20 protein-coding genes, 1 pseudogene and 1 other annotated feature are annotated in these 19,421 nt (G+C 34.6%); of the genes and pseudogenes, 20 read left to right on the top strand and 1 reads right to left on the bottom strand.

Features of this window, described 5'->3' with window-relative positions:
- Positions 1–96: 96 nt before the first annotated feature.
- Positions 97–1,014 carry a Na/Pi symporter gene (locus tag ACTYA4_RS17470; RefSeq protein WP_443482934.1) on the bottom strand — a complete coding sequence of 306 codons (918 nt, stop codon included), beginning with the start codon at positions 1,012–1,014 and terminating at the stop codon, positions 97–99.
- 257 nt (positions 1,015–1,271) lie between these two features.
- Here ACTYA4_RS17470 and rpsU point away from each other — a divergent pair, with 257 nt between their 5' ends.
- The 20 genes and pseudogenes from rpsU (at position 1,272) to ACTYA4_RS17370 (ending at position 19,418) form a co-directional block, all read left to right on the top strand.
- Complete coding sequence (gene rpsU / locus ACTYA4_RS17465) at positions 1,272–1,445, top strand: 30S ribosomal protein S21 (RefSeq protein WP_003152957.1); 174 nt, start codon at positions 1,272–1,274, stop codon at positions 1,443–1,445.
- Between the two features lie 16 nt (positions 1,446–1,461).
- The gene (locus ACTYA4_RS17460) at positions 1,462–1,905 is read left to right on the top strand and encodes a GatB/YqeY domain-containing protein (protein ID WP_443482935.1); all 444 of its coding nucleotides are present in this window, start codon (positions 1,462–1,464) and stop codon (positions 1,903–1,905) included.
- Between the two features lie 406 nt (positions 1,906–2,311).
- A pseudogene (locus ACTYA4_RS17455) lies at positions 2,312–2,986 on the top strand (NfeD family protein); the annotation flags it as partial.
- 3 nt (positions 2,987–2,989) lie between these two features.
- Positions 2,990–3,979 (top strand): flotillin-like protein FloA, encoded by a 990-nt coding sequence (gene floA, locus ACTYA4_RS17450; protein WP_443482936.1) that lies wholly within the window; start codon positions 2,990–2,992, stop codon positions 3,977–3,979.
- A 30-nt stretch (positions 3,980–4,009) separates the two neighbouring features.
- The gene (locus ACTYA4_RS17445; RefSeq protein WP_443482937.1) at positions 4,010–4,417 is read left to right on the top strand and encodes a YqfB family membrane protein; all 408 of its coding nucleotides are present in this window, start codon (positions 4,010–4,012) and stop codon (positions 4,415–4,417) included.
- Positions 4,418–4,734: 317 nt separating this feature from the next.
- The gene (gene yqfC, locus ACTYA4_RS17440; protein ID WP_443482938.1) at positions 4,735–5,019 is read left to right on the top strand and encodes a sporulation protein YqfC; all 285 of its coding nucleotides are present in this window, start codon (positions 4,735–4,737) and stop codon (positions 5,017–5,019) included.
- A 14-nt stretch (positions 5,020–5,033) separates the two neighbouring features.
- The gene (gene yqfD / locus ACTYA4_RS17435; protein WP_443482939.1) at positions 5,034–6,227 is read left to right on the top strand and encodes a sporulation protein YqfD; all 1,194 of its coding nucleotides are present in this window, start codon (positions 5,034–5,036) and stop codon (positions 6,225–6,227) included.
- Positions 6,224–7,189 (top strand): PhoH family protein, encoded by a 966-nt coding sequence (locus tag ACTYA4_RS17430; protein WP_443482940.1) that lies wholly within the window; start codon positions 6,224–6,226, stop codon positions 7,187–7,189. Before yqfD ends, ACTYA4_RS17430 begins: the two co-directional genes overlap by 4 nt.
- Positions 7,190–7,397: 208 nt before the next feature.
- Positions 7,398–9,566, top strand: a complete 2,169-nt coding sequence (locus tag ACTYA4_RS17425; RefSeq protein ID WP_443482941.1) for an HD family phosphohydrolase — start codon at positions 7,398–7,400, stop codon at positions 9,564–9,566.
- A gap of 13 nt (positions 9,567–9,579) precedes the next feature.
- Complete coding sequence (gene ybeY / locus ACTYA4_RS17420; protein ID WP_443482942.1) at positions 9,580–10,050, top strand: rRNA maturation RNase YbeY; 471 nt, start codon at positions 9,580–9,582, stop codon at positions 10,048–10,050.
- Entirely contained in the window at positions 10,028–10,417 is a 390-nt protein-coding gene (locus tag ACTYA4_RS17415) for a diacylglycerol kinase family protein (RefSeq protein ID WP_443482943.1), read from the top strand. The genes ybeY and ACTYA4_RS17415 overlap by 23 nt, the downstream gene beginning before the upstream one ends.
- A gap of 416 nt (positions 10,418–10,833) precedes the next feature.
- Positions 10,834–11,238, top strand: a complete 405-nt coding sequence (locus ACTYA4_RS17410) for a cytidine deaminase (RefSeq protein WP_443482944.1) — start codon at positions 10,834–10,836, stop codon at positions 11,236–11,238.
- Positions 11,225–12,139, top strand: a complete 915-nt coding sequence (gene era / locus ACTYA4_RS17405; RefSeq protein WP_443482945.1) for a GTPase Era — start codon at positions 11,225–11,227, stop codon at positions 12,137–12,139. Before ACTYA4_RS17410 ends, era begins: the two co-directional genes overlap by 14 nt.
- A 209-nt stretch (positions 12,140–12,348) precedes the next feature.
- Positions 12,349–12,492, top strand: a complete 144-nt coding sequence (locus ACTYA4_RS17400) for a YqzL family protein (RefSeq protein WP_443482946.1) — start codon at positions 12,349–12,351, stop codon at positions 12,490–12,492.
- Positions 12,493–12,575: 83 nt separating this feature from the next.
- Positions 12,576–13,331 carry a DNA repair protein RecO gene (gene recO / locus ACTYA4_RS17395; RefSeq protein WP_443482947.1) on the top strand — a complete coding sequence of 252 codons (756 nt, stop codon included), beginning with the start codon at positions 12,576–12,578 and terminating at the stop codon, positions 13,329–13,331.
- Positions 13,332–13,376: 45 nt separating this feature from the next.
- Positions 13,377–13,550 (top strand) — a binding site (T-box leader).
- A gap of 128 nt (positions 13,551–13,678) precedes the next feature.
- Entirely contained in the window at positions 13,679–14,560 is an 882-nt protein-coding gene (glyQ, locus tag ACTYA4_RS17390; RefSeq protein ID WP_443482948.1) for a glycine--tRNA ligase subunit alpha, read from the top strand.
- 1 nt (position 14,561) lies between these two features.
- A complete protein-coding gene (gene glyS, locus ACTYA4_RS17385; protein ID WP_443482949.1) occupies positions 14,562–16,628 on the top strand; it encodes a glycine--tRNA ligase subunit beta in 2,067 nt (688 codons plus the stop codon).
- Between the two features lie 146 nt (positions 16,629–16,774).
- A complete protein-coding gene (ccpN, locus tag ACTYA4_RS17380) occupies positions 16,775–17,401 on the top strand; it encodes a transcriptional regulator CcpN (RefSeq protein WP_443482968.1) in 627 nt (208 codons plus the stop codon).
- Between the two features lie 41 nt (positions 17,402–17,442).
- Positions 17,443–18,267 (top strand): pyruvate, water dikinase regulatory protein, encoded by an 825-nt coding sequence (locus ACTYA4_RS17375; RefSeq protein WP_443482950.1) that lies wholly within the window; start codon positions 17,443–17,445, stop codon positions 18,265–18,267.
- A 716-nt stretch (positions 18,268–18,983) separates the two neighbouring features.
- Positions 18,984–19,418 carry a YaiI/YqxD family protein gene (locus tag ACTYA4_RS17370; protein WP_443482969.1) on the top strand — a complete coding sequence of 145 codons (435 nt, stop codon included), beginning with the start codon at positions 18,984–18,986 and terminating at the stop codon, positions 19,416–19,418.
- Positions 19,419–19,421: the final 3 nt, after the last annotated feature.

Genomic DNA, 19,421 nt, shown 5'->3' with positions numbered 1-19,421 from the left:
TCGGCTATTGGATGCCCCTTTTTATTTTCAACACTGATATATCAACATTCTTTTTTTTTTAATTTTCAATAGATTTACCCTTTTGGGACAGCCCCTTTATTTATGCATTTTCATGATCCATCTCCCGAAATGTGGTGCAAAAGGAAGAACCAATAAGGAAGTGACAACATTAAATAATAAACTTGCATGTGCAAGCTGAACATCTTTTATTGGGGTTAGTGCTTCTACTATCTGCTTTAATAGTGATAGAAAAGGATAAAAAAGGACTACTCCACCGATATTAAGCCAAATATGTGCATACGCACTTAGTCGTGCTCCTCTTTCTGCTCCAACGGAAGCTAAATAAGACGTAATACATGTACCAATATTTGATCCTAGCATAACGGCAATACCCGTTTCAATTGGAAGCAATCCAGCTGTTAAAAAGCCCATGATGATTCCAATGGTAGCTGTACTTGATTGAATAAGAGCGGTTAAAATGATGCCAACAAATACGGCTAATAAAGTTCGGTCAGACAGGTAGAATAGAAAATTTTCAATAAATGGTTGATGCTGGACAATATTAGCGAAATATTTAAAACCTCTCATCGTCGTGAACACGATTGCAATTCCAAATAACACACATCCAATACTTCTCATTTTCTTTTTATTTACTAAAATAAAGAAGACTCCTATTACAGCTAATGGCAAAAGAAAATTATCTATATTAACTGTGATAAATTCAGTTGTAAATGTAGTGCCGATATTCGTGCCAAGGATAATGCCGATTGATTGGGGAAAAGTAAGGGCACCTGCAGATATAAGCCCGATTGTGAGTACCATGACAGCGGAACTGCTTTGTAGAATAGATGTTATGATAATGGAAATAATCATGCCCTTCCAAGGTTTATCTGTTAGCCGTTCTAACCAAATTTTTAATGACTGGGAAGATAAATGAAAAAGACCTGTGCGCAATAATGTCATTCCGAAGATAAATAAAAGAATTAATAAGATAAAAAGAACCATATATATCATTTTTTTTCACTCCCTCAAGAAACTATATGACTGGAAAGGGAAGGACATGCCGTTTTGAAATAAAAGTATAGAATATCTTTTGTGACAGAAAATAATAAAAGACAGTAAGAAATCAAATTTTTTACTGTTTTCTTAAAAACATTTACAAGTACTAGGCTAAATACAGTTGACCTTGATTCGTTGATATATTATAATGTCAAAGTACATGTAAACCATGTTGAATGTTAGTGTGTTGTGTTCGGAGGGAGGGAAAGAGAATGTCTAAAACCGTCGTTCGTAAAAACGAATCGCTTGAAGATGCTCTTCGTCGCTTCAAACGTTCAGTATCAAAAACTGGTACTTTGCAGGAAGCTAGAAAGCGCGAATTCTACGAAAAACCTAGTGTTAAGCGTAAGAAAAAATCAGAAGCAGCAAGAAAACGTAAGTTCTAATGAGAGGGTGTATTAATTGAGTCTTCTCGAACGTTTAAATACCGATATGAAGCAAGCGATGAAAAACAAAGAAAAAGATAAACTCATTGTTATTAGAATGTTAAAAGCTGCCATTCAAAATGAAAGCATTAAGATTGGTAGTGAACTTTCTGAAGACGACGAGTTATCTGTCCTTTCTCGCGAAGTAAAACAACGCAAGGACTCCCTCCATGAGTTTGAAAAAGCAGGTCGTCAAGATCTTGTTGACAAAGTACGTGCGGAGTTACAACATGTTGAAATATATATGCCTAAACAACTTTCTGAAGAGGAACTATCAGAAATTGTTGTTTCTGTCATTGCAGAAACAAATGCTTCTTCCAAGAAAGAAATGGGAAAAGTGATGGCTGCTTTAATGCCAAAGGTTAAAGGTAAAGCAGATGGTTCACTAGTAAATAAACTTGTACAACAACACCTTTCATAAATTGATTTTGTTTTAAGGCTGCAGTAGAAACTGCAGCCTTTTTACGTAAGATAAAATTTTTTACTTAGGTAGCTTGGGGTGTACAGGAGCGAGGCGCTTGCAATTATCTTATGAAACTGTTGGTTTTAATAAAAATAATTAGGAAGTCCCTTTTGATTTTCATAAAGGGTTTATCAAGGACAAACTAAAGATAAAAAGACCTAAGTTTTGTCCTGTCACAAAAATGAAACTTTTTTCATTTTTCACCGTAAACATACATAAAGAAAGATTTAACGAACGAAGAAAGGAGGTAAACATGGGAAGAAATTTACGATTATTTGCACAATTTCTTTTTGTTTTTTTATTATCCTTCATTCCTAGTACTGCTTTTGCAAGTGGTAGGCAAATTGTCTATAAGATTGCGCTGGAGGAAACGGCTGCGGATAAAATAGCAAGGTTTGCAACTAATCCTTATATTATTACCCTATTATTAACGATAGGATGTTTAGGACTAATGATTCAATTATTTACTCATGGATTTGGTCTGCCGGGATTAGTAGCTCTCACCTCGTTCTTATTATTTTATTATGGACATATAGTGTCTGGCCTTGCCGGATATGAAACGATCCTATTATTTGTAGTTGGAATTGTTTTACTGTTTTTAGAGTTATTTATTCCAGGTGGAATTGTTGGCATTTTAGGTGGAATTGCGATTGTTACGAGTTTATTTCTTGCAGGTAGAAATATTGTTCAAATGGGAATAAGCATACTCATTGCAATAGGAATTTCCATCCTTGCATCTATTATAATGGTAAAGGTGTTGGGTAAAAGAATGAAGTTCTTTAAAAAAATGATTTTAACAGATACCACCAATACAGAAAGTGGATATGTTTCGAATCAAAATCGGACGGATTTAGTCGGAAAAATCGGTACAACATTAACGGCGCTTCGTCCTGCTGGAACAGTAGTAATAAAAGAGGAGCGGATTGATGTCGTAAGTGAAGGTATTTTCATTGAAAAAAATACGAAAGTGAAAGTGGTAAAAGCTGAAGGTGCAAGAATAGTCGTTCGAGAAGCAGATACAGATATTAAAGGAGGATAAGAAATGTTTGGTTTCGAAATTTTTTGGGTTGCCATTATTGTATTGGCTGTTATTTTATTAGGAGTACTGTTAACATTTGTTCCTATTATGCTGTGGATTTCCGCATTGGCTGCAGGTGTTAAAATAAGCATCTTTACACTTATAGGAATGCGTTTAAGAAGGGTTATTCCAAGTCGTGTTGTAAACCCGCTTATTAAAGCGCATAAAGCAGGCCTTCAAGTAACCATCAATCAGCTGGAAAGCCATTATTTAGCAGGCGGGAATGTAGACAGGGTAGTTAATGCATTAATTGCTGCTCATCGTGCCAATATTGAACTAACATTTGAAAGATGTGCTGCCATTGATTTAGCAGGTCGTGATGTTTTAGAAGCAGTGCAAATGAGTGTTAATCCAAAGGTAATTGAAACGCCATTTATTGCTGGTGTGGCAATGGATGGGATTGAAATGAAAGCAAAAGCGAGAATTACGGTGCGTGCCAATATTGAAAGACTGGTTGGGGGAGCAGGAGAAGAAACAATTGTTGCCCGTGTCGGCGAAGGGGTAGTATCCACGATTGGTTCGTCTGATAACCATAAAAAAGTATTAGAAAATCCTGATTTAATTTCCCAAACAGTTTTATCAAAAGGGCTGGATGCAGGTACAGCATTTGAAATTCTATCGATTGATATTGCAGACGTGGATATCGGTAAAAATATCGGTGCAGAATTACAAACAGAACAGGCAGAAGCGGATAAAAAGATAGCGCAGGCAAAAGCAGAAGAACGCAGAGCAATGGCTGTTGCCCAAGAACAAGAGATGAAAGCGAGAGTAGAAGAAATGCGGGCAAAAGTGGTTGAAGCAGAAGCAACCGTGCCTATGGCAATGTCAGATGCTCTCCGTTCAGGCAATATTGGCGTAATGGATTATATGAACTTGCAAAATATAACAGCTGATACGGAAATGAGAGGGTCTATCGGCAAGTTGACTAACGAAAAAGATAAGAACGACAAATAAGTAAAGAAAATCTAGAGAGGAGTAAACTCTTTGGAATATATCTCAATCATTGCTATAGTGGTAGGATTTATTTTTTCCATGCTGCAAAAAGAGAAAAAATCTAGTCCGAAAAACAAAACTAATCAGCAAAAGCCGTTTTCACTGCCGGAAGATGAAGTTTTTACAGAAAAAAACATTTATGAAAATACCGAAGAAATAGTGGACACAGTTGAAACTGAATTAGAACAAATAAAAAAAGAAAAAGCCCTATTGGAGAAAAAACTTAAAAGCATCGAATTGTATAACAAAAAGATGACAAAAGATACTTTTAACTCAAAAAAATCTGGAGACGGTTTATTTTCAAAGGATAAGCTAATAGATGCTGTTATTCTATCAGAAGTGATTTCTCCTCCAAGAGCAAAAAACGGCCATAAAATAAATGGCTCTGTTAAACGATAATGTTGTTTATAGGAAGGGAATCTGGGAGACTCCTGCGGAAAAACGGGTTTACAAGACCTGCAGTAAGGTACGAGCGAGGAAGCTTGAAAGAATGTCCGCGGAAAAGGGAGTGGATTCCCTGACCTTTTGAAAATCAACAATGGAATTTAACAGAGCCAAATGAATAAATACAGTAAAACGCACCGCTCTAGCAGTATGTTTTCACCCGGTTGATATCCTGAGCATTTCTTCAAGGCAAAGAATAAACTTTTGCATGAAATAGGTGCTAGAACCTCCTTTTTTCTCATACATATGAGAGGAAAGGGGGTTCTTTTTTTATGGCTAAAAAATGGGGATACAGCTTGCGGAACTGGGTAATAAAAAACTTAGAGCTTCCTCAAGATGTCATGATGGACTTACCTAGGATTACGATGATTGGTCAAATTCATATTTATATTGAGAACCACCGTGGATTGATTACATTTTCTGATAACGAATTAAGGCTGCTGCTAAAACAAGGACAGCTTTTAATAAAAGGAAAAGGATTTGTTATTAAAACAATTATGCCTGAAGAAATATTGTTAGAAGGAAAAATAGATCACGTAATGTACATAAATGATTAACTTGGGAGGAAGCTATGAAAAATCATTGGATAGAATTTTTTACAGGCATTATAACAGTAAAGGTAACAGGAAAAGGGTTGGAGAGGCTGCTAAATCAATTGATGCGGAACGATATATCTGTTTGGAATGTAAAAAAACATGGTACAAAAACGATCACATTTCAAATGAACCTACGCAAGATAAAGGAATTACGCCCTATTATTCGAGGCAGCGGCTGTAAAATAGAGTTCCAGCACAAGTCTGGAGCTCCCTTTCTTTATAAAAGATTAATGAAAAATAGTGGTTTTGTAATAGGGATTTTCCTTTTTTTTGGACTAGTTTTTGCTTTATCCAATATGGTATGGGGTATTGAAATAAAAGGAGCCAACCCAGCAACAGAATACAAGATCCGAAAGCAGCTTGATAAAATGGATATTAAAATCGGAAAATTTCAATTCTTTAATAAAGAATTAGATGCCATTCAGGCTGAGCTGACGAATAGCATTAATGATATTACATGGGTAGGTGTGGAATTAAAAGGGACAACTTATCATTTTCAAGTAGTGGAAAAAAATGAGCCGGAAAAAATAGAGAAAACAAGTCCGCAAAATCTGATTGCGAAAAAAAAAGCTACTATTGTGACTTATTTCATTGAAGAAGGAGAAAAAGTTTTTAACGTGAATGATGTCGTAAAAAAAGGGCAGCTCCTTGTGACAGGTACGATAGGAAAGGATGAAAATACGCGCATTGTTGCAGCAAAAGGGAAGATATGGGGAGAGACATGGTATAAATCTGATGTTACGATTCCATTAGAAAGCAAGTTCCAAGTATTTAATGGGAATGAAAAACAAAAGCATTATGTAAAAATAGCAGATATTCATATCCCGATATGGGGATTTGGAAAAATAAAATATAAAAAATATGAATTGGAAGAAAACGAAAGGAAAATAAAGTTTTTAAAATGGGATCTGCCAATCTATATGGTGAATAAAACATATAGAGAAAAGGAAGAAGTAATCAGAACCTATACAAAAAAAGAAGCGGTGGAAAAAGGCAAAGAAATGGCTAGAAAAGATGTATTAGCTAAAATAGGGGAAGACGGGAAAATAAAGGAAGAAAAAATTTTGCGCCAAACTATAAAGAATGGTAAAGTAATAATAACAATAGATTATACAACCATAGAAAATATCGCGAAAGAACAACCTATAACTCAAGGAGACTTGGAATGACAGAAGATTTAAAAACAATGAATGTTAAATTAAATGGCCCTAATGAAGCCGTAGCATTACTAGGAAATGGAGACAGCAATCTAGAAGTATTAGAAAAGGAATTGGATTGTAATATCGTAACAAGAGGAGAGACATTGCATGTTTCATCCACAAATCCTGACAGTATTGATCTTGTTGGTGACATCGTGGAAAAGCTATTGTATGTTATCCGAAAAGGCATATCCATTAGTCAAAGGGATGTTGTTTACGCCATTTCATTAGCGAAAAAAGGGACGTTAGAATATTTTGATTCATTATATGATGAAGAGATTGCTAAGACGATTAAAGGCAAATCGATTCGAGTAAAAACAATTGGTCAAAGCGAATATATTCGTGCGATTAAACGAAAGGACCTTGTGTTCGGAATTGGTCCTGCTGGAACTGGTAAAACATATTTAGCTGTTGTTATGGCGGTTAATGCATTAAAAAATGGAAAAGTGAATAAGATTATTTTGACAAGGCCTGCGGTGGAGGCTGGGGAAAGTTTAGGGTTTTTACCAGGTGATTTAAAAGAAAAGGTTGATCCATATTTGAGACCGCTTTATGATGCCCTCCATGATGTTTTAGGTACAGAGCATACGGCACGTTTAATAGAGCGAAATACGATTGAAGTCGCACCTTTAGCGTATATGAGGGGAAGGACTCTTGAAGATGCATTTATCATTTTAGATGAAGCGCAAAACACCACACAAGCGCAAATGAAAATGTTTTTAACAAGGCTTGGTTTTGGATCTAAAATGGTGATTACAGGTGATCAAACACAAATTGATTTGCCAAAAGGGGTTAAATCTGGTCTTGTTGTTGCGGAAAGGATATTACAAAAAGTATCAGATATTGCTTTTGTGCATCTAGAAGAAAGCGATGTAGTCCGGCATCCATTAGTAGGAAAAATAGTACTGGCTTATAAAGAACAAGAGAGCTGAAAAAAATAGATAGAACAGCCGAATCTCCCGTCTTTAATAGAGGATATAGGGAGAATCGGCTTTTTAAAGTGTTGTTTAAAAAGGAATGAATAGATAATTATGCACGAAAATTGGAAAAAAAGATGAAAACGACCGAAAAAACTGTTATGATTTTACATATTACGTCAAAATACGGGCGGTATATTTTTACGAAAGATAGGAGGTTATTATGAATTTCTTTCGTAATTTTGTTCAAAGCATAAAAAACTTAATGAATGCTAGCATCATGAAAATAATTTTATTTGTATTGATTGGTGCTGTGTTATTTTTTTCGATGTTTAGTAATGTAAAACCCGAAAAATTAAATGTCAGTTTATTTACAGTAGCAGACCAAACGATCCGATCTCCGATTACAGTCGAAGATAAAGTAAGTACGGAAAAGAAAAAAGAAGATAGTAAAAATCAAGTTCAAGATGTATATGTTGTTAATAAGGAAATTACGCAAAATAGAGTAGATTTAATCTCATCTATTTTTGATTCTGCTACAGAAGTAAATAACGAAGTGGCAAAAAATATCGAAGAACAAAAGAAAAAAAATGCACAAAATGATAACGGAGAGGAGAAGGTTTCAGAACCTTCGATAAATGAAAAACTCGATCTCTTAAAGGGAAAGTTAACAGATAATGTCCTAAAGGAAGTATTGGATACATCCTTGAAAACGCTTCTTTCCTACTCTCAAGAAGATTTAGACATAGCAAAAGATATTACCGTCACAGCCATTAATAGGGTGATGAATAATAAAATTCCTTCAAATGAAGTTGAAAATGCCAAGAAGCGTATAGAAGAAGAATTAAAGAGTAATTACAGCCTAAGTTCAGATTTAAAAAGTGCTTCTGTTGATTTAGGCAGATTTGCCATTATTCAAAATGAATTTTATGATCCTTCTGCTACGGAAGAATTGCGACAACAAGCGGTTGATAACGTTGATCCGGTTAAAATATTACAAGGTCAAATTCTCGTGGAAGAAGGTCAATTAATAAGCAGAGAAGTGTACCGCCAATTAGAATTGGTAGGTTTATTGGCAAGTAAAAACTCAATTCAGCCATTTATAGGGCTTGGAATGATTATTGTAGCCATTCTTTCGCTTCTATATTATTATTTATTAGTTATCGATGTTAAAAAGGAAACAAAACAAACGTATACGATTATATTCAGTCTTATTTTTCTGCTCAGTATTTTATTAATGAAAACAATCAGCATCTTTCAACAGTTTCAATTTACAGAGATTGGGTATATTTTTCCAGCGGCCATGGCTGTCATGTTAATAAAGATACTTATTGAAGAGAAATTTGCTATTATTGTAACTGTAACACTTGGCGTTTGTGGAATGATTATGTTTAATGAAGGTGTTTCCGGGACGTTTAATGTTGCCATGGGTGTGTATATTATTGCTGGAGGCATGGGGGCAATCTTGTTTCTTAAAAAACATAATCAGCGCTCTAATATTTTGCAAGCGGGGCTGTTTGTTTCCTTTATAAATATCATTAACATCCTTTCTATGCTTTATTTGCAAAATGGTCAATACGGTGCGAAGGAGTATGGTTTTTATATCATGACAGCTTTTATTTCTGGAATTGCCTCAGCTGTGCTGACGATTGGTTTATTGCCATTTTTTGAAGCTGGTTTTGGCATTATATCCACGATGAAATTAATTGAGCTGTCTAATCCGAACCATCCGTTATTAAAGAAAATTTTAACAGAGACGCCTGGAACGTATCATCATAGTGTGATGGTTGCCAATTTAGCAGAATCTGCTTGTGAAGCAATTGGAGCAAATGGTTTATTAGCTAGAGTTGGTTGTTATTACCATGATATTGGCAAAACAAAAAGGCCGCATTTTTTTATTGAAAATCAAATGAGTATGGGGAATCCACATGATCGATTGCCGCCGCAAGCTAGTAAAAACATCATAATAGCGCATGCTGTGGACGGAGCACAATTGTTAAGGAAGCATAAAATGCCGAAAGAAATTGTAGATATTGCGGAACAGCATCATGGTACATCGCTTTTAAAATATTTTTATTTTAAAGCAAAAGAAAAAGGGTTAGATGTAAAGGAAGGGGATTTTCGTTATCCTGGACCAAAAGCCACAACGAAAGAAGTCGCGATTATCGGGATTGCTGATAGTGTAGAAGCCGCTGTTAGAAGTTTAACTTCTCCTACAACAGAACAAATTGAAGGGTTAATTAAAAATATTATTTCCGATCGATTGCAGGATGGCCAATTAGATGATTGTGATTTAACATTAAAAGAGCTAGAAATAATCAGAAATACACTTTGTGAAACATTAAAAGGAATCTTTCATTCAAGGATTGAGTATCCAGATATGAAAAAGTAAAGGACGAACAAATATGAAAATCGAAATTGATTTTATGGATGAAACAGATAAAGTCGAAGAAAAGGACATAAGCACAATTCAAGAGCTAATTCAATTTGCAGCTGTAAAACAAGGATTAGAAGGCGATGTAGAAATGTCTGTCACGTTTGTGGATAATGATAGAATTCAGGAAATAAATAAAGAATACCGAGAAAAAGATCAGCCGACTGATGTTATCTCTTTTGCAATGGAAGAGCTTGGAGAAGGTGAAATACAATTAGTAGGTGTTAATATGCCAAGAGTATTAGGGGATATCATCATTTCAATTGACAAAGCTCAAGAGCAAGCATTAGAATATGGCCATTCCTATATGAGAGAACTTGGTTTTTTAGCTGTACATGGATTTCTTCATTTATTAGGATATGACCATCTTACAAAAGAGGAGGAAGACGTAATGTTCTCACTTCAAAAGGAAATTTTAGATGAGTTTGGGCTCAAAAGATAAACGAATCATAAAAAACAGTCAATTATCCTCCTTTCGCTTAGCTTTGTCAGGAATAAAAACTGCAATAATATCAGAAAGAAACGTAAAAATTCACCTCATTATCTCGATTATTGTTATAGTGCTTGGCAGTTATTACAATGTATCTGTTACGGAATGGATTGTTCTTTTTATCGTGATGGGATTGGTTATAGCGATGGAGATTATGAATACTGCTCTTGAACGCGTTGTTGATTTAGTAACAAAAGAATATCATCCCCTCGCTAAGGAAGCAAAAGATATTGCAGCTGGCGCTGTGTTTATTGCTGCATTACTATCAATTGTGATTGGCTTGATTATTTTTATCCCAAAAATATTTGCAGGTGGATAAATTACATAAATTTTCACAGAAAACCTAAATGAAAAAGGAAATTTGTTTTGGTATAGAAGATGTGCTATCCATTGCAAATTTCTTTTTTTATGCTTTGAACAATAAATTTTGTACTGGGTAAAACCTGTTTTTTTCTCATCCCTTTATTGGACATAGGATATAGTATATAATTTTTATATAGTATTTTTGTTAAAGAGATTGTATTTTTTTCTAATCTGGCTTCGCGTCAGATGATGTTTTATGAAAAATAGTCGATTTATTGAAAACGTTATATTTTTACTATAAAATATTTTTCAACCACTGGATGGAAGTAAAAAGGGAATTTCCTGTGGGGCAAAACCACTAAATTCTAAAATTTTAACAAAACAACTAAAAATAACTATCTTAATAAGGTAAAATGAAGTGAGGGATGATCATTGAATGAAAAACAATTAATAGAAGAAGCAAAAAAAGCAAGAGAAAAAGCGTATGTTCCTTATTCAAAGTTTAAAGTTGGTGCTGCCCTCTTAACTGCAGATGGAGAAGTATACCATGGTTGCAATATTGAAAATGCATCTTATAGTGCAACAAATTGTGCAGAAAGAACAGCCATTTTTAAAGCAGTTTCTGAAGGCGACACTACTTTTACTATGTTAGCAGTTGTAGCTGATACAAATGGACCAGTATCGCCATGTGGAGTTTGCAGACAGGTTATTTCAGAATTTTGTCCAAAAGACATGCAGGTTGTACTAACCAATTTGCAAGGAGAAATTTTAACAACAACAGTAGGAGAATTACTGCCACTAGCATTTTCATCGGAGGATTTAAATGAACATAAATAATAGCAATGAACATAAATCAGGATTTATCAGTATTATTGGAAGACCGAACGTAGGAAAATCAACTTTTTTAAATAGGGTAATTGGACAAAAGATCGCCATTATGAGTGATAAGCCTCAAACGACTCGAAATAAGGTTCAAGGGGTTTTAACAACAGATGATTCACAGTTGATCTTTATTGATACACCAGGCATTCATAAACCGAAGCATCGTCTTGGCGATTTTATGATGAAAGTGGCTCAGAATACACTAAAAGAAGTGGACTTGATTTTATTTATGGTAAACGCGGAAGAAGGGTTTGGAAGAGGAGAAGAATTTATTCTTGAGAAATTCCAAAATATTAAAACGCCTATTTTTCTTGTCGTAAATAAAATTGATACGATTCATCCTGACAAATTACTAACGGTTATTGATTCGTATAAAGAGAAATATCCTTTTAAAGAGATTGTGCCAATTTCTGCATTGGAAGGTAATAATGTAGAAAAATTATTGGAGCAAATTAAGGGGTATATGCCAGAAGGACCGCAGTTTTATCCAGCAGATCAAGTAACAGACCATCCAGAACGCTTTATTGTATCTGAATTAATCAGAGAAAAAGCACTGCACTTAACAAGAGAAGAAATTCCGCATTCATTAGCAGTTGTGATTGATAAAATGGAAAAAAAGCAAAATGATATTGTGCATGTAATGGCGACAATTGTAGTGGAGAGAGACTCGCAAAAAGGCATTGTAATCGGGAAGCAAGGCAGCATGTTAAAAGAAGTTGGCAAAAGAGCAAGAATAGATATTGAAAATCTGCTTGGAACGAAAGTTTTCTTAGAACTATGGGTGAAAGTTCAAAAAGATTGGCGAAATAAAATGACACAATTAAGGGACTTTGGCTTTAGAGAAGACGAATATTAATTTTTTTTATGCGAATTCGCTGGAAAGTAAAAATCACTTTCTGAGTTAAATGAACATTTTTCTTCGGGGCTGATCAAGGCGCTTGCGCTTTTCTGTTTTATACATTTTTTTAATTAGCAATATTTTCGTCTTATGATTTTGAAAAGACAGGCTATGATAAGGTTAAAGCTATAAAATGCTAGTTTTTAAAATTGAAAGGTGGGTTTATGATGTTAGACTTTACCTGGAAAGTTTTTTCTCAAACAGGTAATATTGATACTTATCTACTCTTTAAAGAATTAGAAAAGGATAATCATGAAATACCAGAACCTCAAGATGAGGAGCTAGCAAATTTTGATTTCCCCATCTCATAGAACTGTCTCTTATTAGAGGTTGTTCAAAAAGATCAGGTTATCCTTCTTTTTGAATACGTGCTTATTAGGGATGGTGAGTTTTGATGCTAGAAAAATGTGAAGGCATCGTACTAAAAACAACCAATTATGGCGAAACGAATAAAGTAGTGACTTTATATACCCGTGAATGGGGAAAGGTTGGAGTAATGGCAAGGGGGGCGAGAAAAGCGAATAGCAGACTTTCTGCTGTTACCCAACCTTTTACATATGGATATTATTTAGTCCAAAAAAGCATTGGTCTTGGACTAATGCAGCAAGGTGAAATGATCACAAGCATGCGTTCGTTAAAAGAAGATATTTTTTTAACAGCATATGCAAGTTTTATTGTTGAACTTACCGATAAATGTGTCGACGAAAAAAAACCGAATCCATACCAGTTTGAATTGCTTTATCAAACACTTCAATATATAAACGAAGGGTATGATGCTGAGGTTTTAGCCTTTATTTACGAAATGAAAATGGTCAATGTGCTTGGTTTATATCCGATACTTGATAAATGCAGTGTATGCGGTGCAGTTGATGGTCATTTTTCTTTTTCTATTCGGGAAGGCGGATTAATTTGTCATCGCTGTACAGACAAAGATCCATATCATTTTAAAATTTCTCAAGCAACCATAAAATTACTAAGAGTTTTTTATTATTTTGATTTGGCGAGACTTGGCAATATCTCTATTAAACCAGAAACAAAAAAAGAATTGAATATGATTATTTCTGCTTATTATGAGGAGTATTCGGGCTTATTTTTAAAAACAAAAAAATTCCTTAACTCTTTGAAAGACTTTGGCAAGCAATTAGAATAGAGGTTGACAATAGAAAATTTTTTCGTTAATATTCTTGGTATTAAAATAGTTGCGTTGAAAAGAAAGTAGTACTTAATTACCTTTTGGGTAAGCGAGCCTAGGATAGTGAAAGCTAGGTGCAAAAGCATTAAGGAAGGCGTTCATGGAGCAACATTAACGGAAAGTGGCTGCTTTTTGCAGCAAATAGGGTGGAACCGCGGGTTAACTCTCGTCCCTATGCTAATAGTTTTAGCATAGGGACGAGAGTTTTTTGTTTTTTATCCTATTTTAGAGATGAAAAATTCTATTAGCTCTTATGCTATTACTTAATTATTTTTTGTTGATTATTTTGGAGGTGTAGACAAGCAATGAATATTCAAAACATGATTTTAACATTGCAAAAACATTGGTCAGATTATGGTTGTATTTTAATGCAGGCATACGATGTTGAAAAGGGTGCGGGAACGATGAGCCCTTATACTTTTTTACGAGCAATAGGTCCAGAGCCATGGAATGTTGCTTATGTAGAACCATCTAGAAGACCAGCAGATGGAAGATACGGAGAAAATCCAAACCGCTTATATCAGCATCATCAATTTCAAGTGATTATGAAGCCGTCACCGGATAATATCCAGGAATTATACTTGGATTCATTAAAAGCGTTAGGAATTAATCCGTTGGAACATGATATTCGTTTTGTAGAAGATAACTGGGAAAATCCTTCGTTAGGATGTGCCGGTCTTGGTTGGGAAGTTTGGTTGGATGGAATGGAAATTACCCAATTTACCTATTTTCAACAAGTTGGTGGGTTAGAATGTAAACCAGTTTCCGTTGAAATAACATATGGAATTGAAAGACTTGCTTCTTATATTCAAGATAAAGAAAATGTTTTTGAATTAGAATGGACGGATGGCTTTACGATAAAAGACATTTTTTATCAGCCGGAATATGAACACAGTAAATATACTTTTGAAACATCAGATACGGAGATGCTGTTTAACTTATTTTCTATTTATGAAAAAGAAGCGCACAGACAAATGGATGAAGGTTTAGTTCACCCTGCCTATGATTATGTTTTAAAATGTTCACATACATTTAATCTACTGGATGCAAGAGGGGCTATCTCTGTAACAGAAAGAACGGGGTATATTGCACGATGCCGTAATTTGGCTCGTAAAGTTGCGAAAACATTTTATGAAGAACGAGAAAAGTTAGGATTCCCAATTTTAAAAAGCAAGGAGGCTGAATAATATGAGCAAAAGAGACTTGTTATTAGAAATTGGTCTAGAAGAAATGCCGGCACGATTTGTAACAAGCAGTACGAATGCATTAAAAGATAAAGTCGAAGCATGGTTAAATGAAAAACAATTAGCATACACTGGTGTTCAAGCTTTTTCTACACCTAGAAGATTAGCTGTGCTTGTAAGCGAGTTGGATGAAGCACAAAAGGATGTAGAAGAAGAAGCAAAAGGACCAGCAAAAAAAATTGCCCTTAATGAACAAGGGGAATGGTCAAAAGCTGCTGTTGGTTTTACAAGAGGCCAACAAATGACAGTTGAAGATATATTCTTTAAAGAAATAAATGGCATTGAATATGCACATGTCAAAAAATTCATTAAAGGGCAAGCGACAAATGAATTATTGGCAGAATTAAAAGATATCATTTTAAGCTTAACTTTCCCGAAAAATATGCGTTGGGCAAATAATGATCTTCGTTATATACGTCCAATCAAATGGATAGTTGCTTTATTTGGAAAAGAAGTCATCCCTTTTACTATTACGAATGTTACTACAAGCAACACATCTTTAGGTCATCGTTTTCTTGGAGAAGAAATTACATTCGAACGTCCTAGTGATTATGAAGAAGTATTATTAGGTCAATTTGTGATGGCAAATGCTGCAGAACGTAAAAAAGCAATTGTATCGCAAATTAAAAAATTAGAAGAAGAAAATAACTGGGTTATTCCAATAGATGAAGATTTATTAGAGGAAGTAACAAATTTAGTTGAATATCCAACAGCATTATTTGGGAAATTTGAAGAGTCTTTTTTAGAGCTGCCTAATGAAGTCCTTATTACAAGTATGAAAGAACACCAACGATATTTTCCAGTGAAATCAAAACAAGGAACACTACTTCCGTTTTTTGTTACCGTAAGAAATGGTGACCACCAACACTTAGAAAAAGTGGCAAAAGGGAATGAAAAAGTGTTGCGAGCACGACTTGCCGATGCAGCATTTTTCTACAAAGAAGATCAAAAATTACAGATTGAGACATTATTAGAAAAATTGCAGTCCATTGTTTACCATGAAGAAATTGGTACATTAGCTGAAAAAGTGAACAGGGTTCGTACATTAACCAATAAAATGGCAGACATGCTGCAGCTAAACGAACTAGAAAAACAGAATGCAGCAAGAGCAGCACAAATTGCTAAGTTTGACCTTGTTACCAATATGGTATACGAATTTCCTGAATTGCAAGGTTTAATGGGAGAAAAGTATGCTCTTCAAAAAGGAGAAAAAGCAGAGGTTGCCAAAGCGATCTACGAACATTATATGCCGCGTCATGCAGAGGATGACACTGCACCTAGCAATGAAGGGGCCGTCCTTTCCATTGCAGAAAAATTAGATACGATTGTTGCGTTCTTCAGTATAGGATTGATCCCAACCGGTTCTCAAGATCCATATGCGCTAAGAAGACAAGCAACAGGTATTGTACAAACATTAAAGAATAAAAATTGGGCTCTGTCTCTAGAAGAGCTGATTAACATTTGCATAAGCAATTGTACTAATACATTTAAAGTATCCAAAGAGGAAGTGTATCAACAAATTATCAGCTTCTTTAAACTTCGCATTAAACATATTCTGCAAGAAGAGGGCATTCGTTATGATTTAATTGAAGCTGTTCTTGGGAATGATGTTGGCAATATTGCCAGTTTAATAAGAAAAGCACATGTGTTAGAAGCTCATAAAGAAGAAGAAGGCTTTAAAGAAGGAATGGAAGCATTAAGCCGCGTGATCAATATTTCCAGTAAAGCAGCTACAGCTGGTGAGGTAGAACAAAGCTTATTTGAAAATGACTATGAAATCTCCTTATATAACAGCTTTTTATCTGTAAAAGAGAAATTAGAGAATACAAATAACGAAGAAGAATATTTCCAATTGCTTTTCTCCTTAAAAGAAAGTATTTCAAACTATTTTGATCATACGATGGTAATGGCAGAAGAGGAAAAAGTGAAAGAAAACCGTTTAAAACAAATGGTGAAATTAGCTGAATTAATTAAGTTATTTGCAAATGTAAATGAAGTTATTGTTAAATAGAAGCATAAGAGGATTCTAAAATAAGAAAAGATTCACTTGAACAAAGCTTTCACTAAAAAAAATTTAGTGAAAGCTTTCCAATTATACAAAGTTTCATTTCCATATAGTTTGCGAGTGAAAACTCTTGTTAAGGTGGTGAATTAAAAATAGAATTAAACAAAAGGCAAGCGCGGATTTTGGAGATTGTGAAAGAAAATGGCCCGATAACTGGGGAACAAATTGCAGATAAACTGCATTTAACCCGAGCAACTTTACGTCCAGACCTTGCTATATTAACAATGTCTGGTTTTTTAGATGCCAGACCTCGTGTTGGCTATTTTTATATTGGACAACCATCTGTGCAATCATTGACTGAAAATATCCAAAAGTTATTTGTAAAAGATTTTCATTCTAGACCTGTTGTCGTGCATGATAATACATCGGTTTATGATGCAATTGTTACGATGTTTACCGAAGATGTTGGAACTGTTTTTGTTGTAGATAATCATTCTATATTAGTAGGCGTTGTTTCACGGAAGGATTTTTTACGAGCGAGTATTGGGAAACAAGAATTAACCTCTCTACCAGTTACGATTATGATGACAAGAATGCCGAATATTACGTATTGTTCTTTAGATGATTTATTAGTGGAAGTTGGCAAGAAATTAATCGAAAGAGAAATAGATGCACTTCCCGTTGTAAAGGAGACGGATAAGGGGCTAGTTGTAATAGGACGAGTGACAAAAACGAATATTACGAAAGCTTTAGTTGCTCTTGCAGATAAAGAATGGTAATAAGAGGATGTTCATACACTAATAAGAGGGGGAAGTAGTAAATGGAAGAAAAACAAATCATTTATGTTGTGTCTGACTCTGTAGGAGAAACTGCAGAACTTGTAACGAAAGCGGCAATCAGTCAATTTTCTGGTCGTAATGTAAATGTACTGATAAAAAGATTTCCGTTCGTTGAGGATAGATCAAATATACATGAAGTCGTTCTTCAAGCTAAGATAGAACACGGAATGATTGCATATACACTAGTAAAGCCCGAAATGAGAAAATATATGAGTGAATTGGCAAGAGAAGTAGGTGTATATGCTTGTGATATTATTGGTCCAATGATTGATCAGTTTCAAATGCTCTGGGGAAAAACGCCTTTATTTGAACCAGGACTTGTTCGAAAATTAGATGAAGATTATTTTAAAAAAGTTGAGGCAATTGAATTTGCCGTTAAATATGATGATGGCAGGGATCCAAGAGGGTTAGAGAAAGCAGATATTATTTTAATTGGTGTATCAAGAACTTCTAAAACACCGCTTTCTCAATTTCTTGCACATAAAAGAGTAAAGGTTGCAAATGTTCCGATTGTCCCTGAAGTAGATCCTCCAAAAGAGCTATTTCAACAGCCCGCAAACAAATGTTTTGGATTAAAAATCAGTCCACAAAAATTGAATAATATTCGAAAAGAACGCTTAATTTCTTTAGGATTAAGTGATAGTGCAAGTTATGCACGCATTGAGAGGATTCAAGAGGAAATTGAATATTTTGATCGAATTGTTAGTAAAATTGGGTGTCCTGTTATTGATGTAACAAATAAAGCAGTAGAAGAAACAGCTAATATTATTTTTAATCTCTATTATCGAACAAAACATCCTTCTTAATTTAATCATAAGATAAAAAATAGGCTTTGTCTATTTGATGACAAAGTCTTCCTATATGTAGTAGAAGATCTTTGGACTTATACTTATTTTAATAGGCTGTTTTCGTATAAATTGTTGCTTTTAAACGCGCAGCCTGAATACACTTCGTCCGTTTAGCGAGCGTCGAGCCTCCTCGTCGCATACGCTCCTGTGGGGTCTCGTCTTTCTCGCATTCCCACAGGAGTCTACGTGTATTCAGGCTGCTGAGTACTTCTTCTTCCATTTTTTTTCGTAAAAAACAACAAACTTTGAGAAAACAGCGCTTATAATAATATCAGAATTTTATTTGTCTCAAGTTATATAACTGTCTAGTTCCAACGCTTAGCCCCTGTGAAAAATAACCTCTAGTCTCTAAAAGTAAAAAATACTTTTTTGAGCTAAGAGAACATTTTTTCTTTGGGGTTCAGCAAGGCGCCTGCGCTTTTAAATTTAGTTTGCTTCTAAAAAAAACAATGGAAATTCCTTTGTTTCTGTACTATAATAAAAAATTGTGATAAAAAAGTATTATATTTTAGGTTTAGAGTTGACTGTTAACGAATAAACTATTTATTGTTAGAAGTCAAGAATAAAGGATAAATAATTTTCGACAATATTTCTTTCAATGAAAACCTTTTTAGAAGAAGGAATATGTGGAGTGATGTAGAATAAGTAGTACAATAGGGAATCAAACCATCTATATTGACGCTGATTCTTGTCCAGTTAAGCAGGAAATTGTCGAAATTGCTAAAAGCTATTGTGTAGAAACACTTTTCGTCGCTTCTTATGCTCATATGAAAAAAGAGCAGGAGAACATGAATTGGAAATATGTTGATAATAGCAAAGAAGCAGTTGATTTATTTATTATGAATAAAGTAAAAAAACAGGATATTGTCATCACGCAAGATATAGGCTTAGCCTCTACTCTTTTGTTAAAAGAAGTGTATGTTCTTTCTCCCAGGGGAATTGTAATAGAAGAGAAGGATATCCATACAGCGTTACATATGCGCTATTTATCTGCAAAAGCAAGAAGAAGAGGTGTATATGGAAAGGGGCCAAAACCTTTTATTGATGACGACCGTCAAAGATTTAGGAAAAATTTAATGAGGATTTTGTCGAAAATTGAAGGAGTTTAACAA

This window comes from Niallia yueguangensis (assembly GCF_052663115.1).
This window is presented reverse-complemented; position numbering and strand designations above follow the sequence as displayed.